This is a genomic window from Brevundimonas sp., from assembly GCF_023259385.1.
GTDB lineage: Bacteria > Pseudomonadota > Alphaproteobacteria > Caulobacterales > Caulobacteraceae > Brevundimonas.
In genome coordinates this window covers 1-3,614 of the sequence record NZ_JAHFPF010000312.1, presented here as the reverse complement: position 1 = coordinate 3,614, position 3,614 = coordinate 1, and the positions used below count along the sequence as shown (strand labels likewise).

Genomic DNA, 3,614 nt, shown 5'->3' with positions numbered 1-3,614 from the left:
CCGCCCGATCTTCCTCGACGGCGTGCTGGGCCTGCAGACCGGCAGCATCCGTGACGTGCTGTCGATCCTGAAGCGCACCTACTGCGGCAACATCGGCATCCAGTTCATGCATATCGCGGAGCCGGAGGAGAAGTCCTGGCTCCAGCAGCGCTTCGAGGGGCCGGACAAGTTCGAGCAGAACGCCTTCTCCAAGGAAGGCAAGCTGGCGATCCTGAACAAGCTGATCGAGGCCGAGGGCTTCGAGCGCTTCCTGCACAAGCGGTTCCCGGGCACCAAGCGCTTCGGCCTCGACGGCGGCGAGGCCATGGTCCCGGCGCTGGAACAGGTCATCAAGCGCGGCGGGTCGCTGGGCGTCGACGAGATCGTGCTGGGCATGGCCCACCGCGGCCGCCTGAACACGCTCGCCGCGGTGATGGGCAAGCCCTATCGCGCCATCTTCCACGAGTTCCAGGGCGGCTCGACCGTGCCGTCGGACATCGAGGGTTCGGGCGACGTCAAATATCACATGGGCGCCAGCTCGGACCGCGAGTTCGACGGCAACACCGTCCACCTGTCGCTGACCGCCAACCCCTCGCACCTGGAGATCGTCAACCCGGTCGTCCTGGGCAAGGCGCGCGCCAAGCAGGCCTTCGACATCCGCGAGGCCAACGTCGGCAAGCCCGAGGAAGAGTGGGCGCTGGACCGTTCCAAGGTCGTGCCGCTGCTGATCCACGGCGACGCCGCCTTCGCCGGCCAGGGCGTGGTGGCGGAATGTTTCGCCCTGATGGGGCTGAAGGGCTACCGCACCGGCGGCACCCTGCATTTCGTGATCAACAACCAGATCGGCTTCACCACCAGCCCGCGCAACTCGCGCTCGTCGCCCTATCCGTCGGATGTGGCGCTGATGGTCCAGGCCCCGATCTTCCACGTCAACGGCGATGACCCGGAAGCGGTCGTCTTCGCCTCCAAGGTGGCCACCGAATACCGCCAGAAATTCCACAAGGACGCGGTGGTGGACATGTTCTGCTACCGCCGCTTCGGCCACAACGAAGGCGACGACCCCACCTTCACCCAGCCGCTGATGTATTCGAAGATCCGCGCCCTGCCCTCGACGCGCGAGATCTACGCCGCGCGCCTGGTCAAGGAAGGCGTGGTCACCCAGGCCGAGATCGACACCGAGGTCGCGCGCTTCGAGGCCTTCCTCGACGCCGAGTTCGACGCCGGCAAGGCCTTCGAGGCCAAGAAGGCCGACTGGCTGGACGGGCAGTGGACCGGCATCGGCCTGGCCGAAGGCGATGAGCGCCGCGGCGAGACCGCTGTCCCGCTGGCCAAGCTGTCCGACATCGGGCACCGCCTGACGACCATCCCGAACGCCGTCGACATCCACAAGACGCTGAAGCGCGTCATCGACGGCCGCCGCGAGATGATCACGTCCGGCCAGAATATCGACTGGGCCACGGCCGAGAGCCTGGCCTTCGGGTCGCTGCTGGAAGAGGGCTTCCCGGTCCGCCTGTCGGGCCAGGATTCGGTGCGCGGCACCTTCTCGCAGCGCCATTCGGGCATCGTCGATCAGACGACCGAGAAGCGCTACGTCCCGCTGAACAACCTGTCGGACAAGCAGTCCCATTTCGAGGTCATCGACTCGGCCCTGTCGGAAGAGGCGGTGCTGGGCTTCGAATACGGCTACGCCCTGTCCGACCCGAACACGCTGGTCATGTGGGAAGCCCAGTTCGGCGACTTCGTGAACGGCGCCCAGGTGGTGATCGACCAGTTCATCTCGTCGGGCGAACGCAAATGGCTGCGCATGTGCGGCCTGACCATGCTGCTGCCGCACGGCTACGAAGGGCAGGGCCCCGAGCACTCGTCGGCCCGTCTGGAGCGCTTCCTGCAGGCCTGCGCCGAAGACAACATGCAGGTCGCCAACTGCACGACCCCGGCCAACTATTTCCACATCCTGCGTCGCCAGATGCACCGGCCGTTCCGCAAGCCGCTGATCATGATGACGCCCAAGTCGCTGCTGCGTCACAAGAAGGCGGTCTCGACCCTGGCGGACATGGCGGAGGGCAGCTCCTTCCACCGTGTGCTGCACGACGACGCCCAGACGCGTCCGGAGGTGGCCGGCGTCAAGATCAGGGCCGACAAGGACATCCGCCGCGTCGTCCTGTGCTCGGGCAAGGTCTATTACGACCTGCTGGACCGCCGCGAGCGCGACGGGATCGACGACGTCTATCTGCTGCGTCTGGAGCAGTTCTATCCGTGGCCGATGAAGTCGATGATGACCGAACTGGCCCGCTTCCCGAACGCCGAACTGGTCTGGTGTCAGGAAGAGCCGAAGAACATGGGCGGCTGGACTTTTGTCGATCCGTGGATCGAACTGACGCTCGAAAAACTGGACGTGAAGGCCAAACGGGCCCGCTACGTCGGTCGTCCGGCCTCGGCCTCGACCGCCGCGGGCCTCATGAGCCGGCACCTGAAAGAACTCGACGCCTTCCTGACCGACGCCTTCGCCTGATAGCGTAGCCGCACTTCTGATCTGAACGAGACCTGGACCCGACCATGGCCGACATCCTCACCCCCGCCCTCGGCGAATCCGTCACCGAAGCCACCATCGGCAAGTGGACGAAGAAGGCCGGTGATCCGGTGAAGAAGGACGAGGTCCTGGTCGAGCTGGAGACCGACAAGGTCTCGCTGGAAGTCGTTTCGCCCGCCGACGGCGTGCTGGCCGAGATCAAGTTCGCCGAAGGCGACACGGTCACCCCGAACGCCGTGCTGGGCGTGGTGTCGGAAGGCGCGAGCGCCCCCGCCCCTGCCGTTGCCGCCGCTCCGGCCGCCGAAGCGCCCAAGACCGAAGCCGCCCCGGCCGCAGAGGCGCCCGCCGCCGCTCCGGCTCCGGCGCCCGCCGCCTCGGGCGGCGTCGTGCCGATCTCCACCCCGACCATGGGTGAAAGCGTCGCCGAAGGCTCGATGGGAACCTGGCTGAAGAAGTCCGGCGACACGGTCGCCAAGGACGAACTGCTGGTCGAGATCGAGACCGACAAGGTCGCCGTCGAGGTGTCGGCCCCGGCCGCCGGCGTGCTGACCATCCTCGCCGACTCGGGCGCCACCGTCACGCCGGGCCAGCAGATCGGCTCGATCGCCGCCTCGGGCGATGTCCCCGCCGCCGCTCCGGCCAACAGCGGCTCGGCCCAGTTCGCTTCCGCGTCCTCGGGCGACGCCCCGCACCTGTCGCCCGCCGTCCAGCGCGTGGTGACCGAGAACAACCTCGATCCGAAGGCCATCGAGGCCACCGGCCCGAAGGGCAACATCACCAAGGGCGACGCCCTGGCCGCCATCGGGGCCGCCGCTCCGCAGGCCGCTCCGGCGCCGTCGGCCCCGGCTCCCGCCGCCGCCCCGCGCGCCGACCAGCCGCGCGAGGAGCGGGTGAAGATGACGCGCCTGCGTCAGACCATCGCCCGCCGCCTGAAGGAATCGCAGAACACCGCCGCCCAGCTGACCACCTTCAACGAGGTGGACATGACGAACATCATGGCGCTGCGGGCCCAGTACAAGGACGTGTTCGAGAAGCGCCACGGCGTGAAGCTGGGCTTCATGTCCTTCTTCACCAAGGCCGTCGTCGCGGCCCTGAAGGAGATCCC

At 67.5% G+C, this 3,614-nt stretch carries 2 protein-coding genes; both read left to right on the top strand.

The genetic code is table 11. The features are described from left to right. Nucleotides 1-2,491 (top strand): 2-oxoglutarate dehydrogenase E1 component (locus Q0C81_RS17400; protein ID WP_291840964.1); only part of this gene is annotated, 2,491 nt, incomplete at its 5' end. Between the two features lie 44 nt (nucleotides 2,492-2,535). Continuing rightward, nucleotides 2,536-3,614: biotin/lipoyl-containing protein (locus Q0C81_RS17395; protein WP_291840962.1), on the top strand; the 1,079-nt coding region annotated here is incomplete at its 3' end.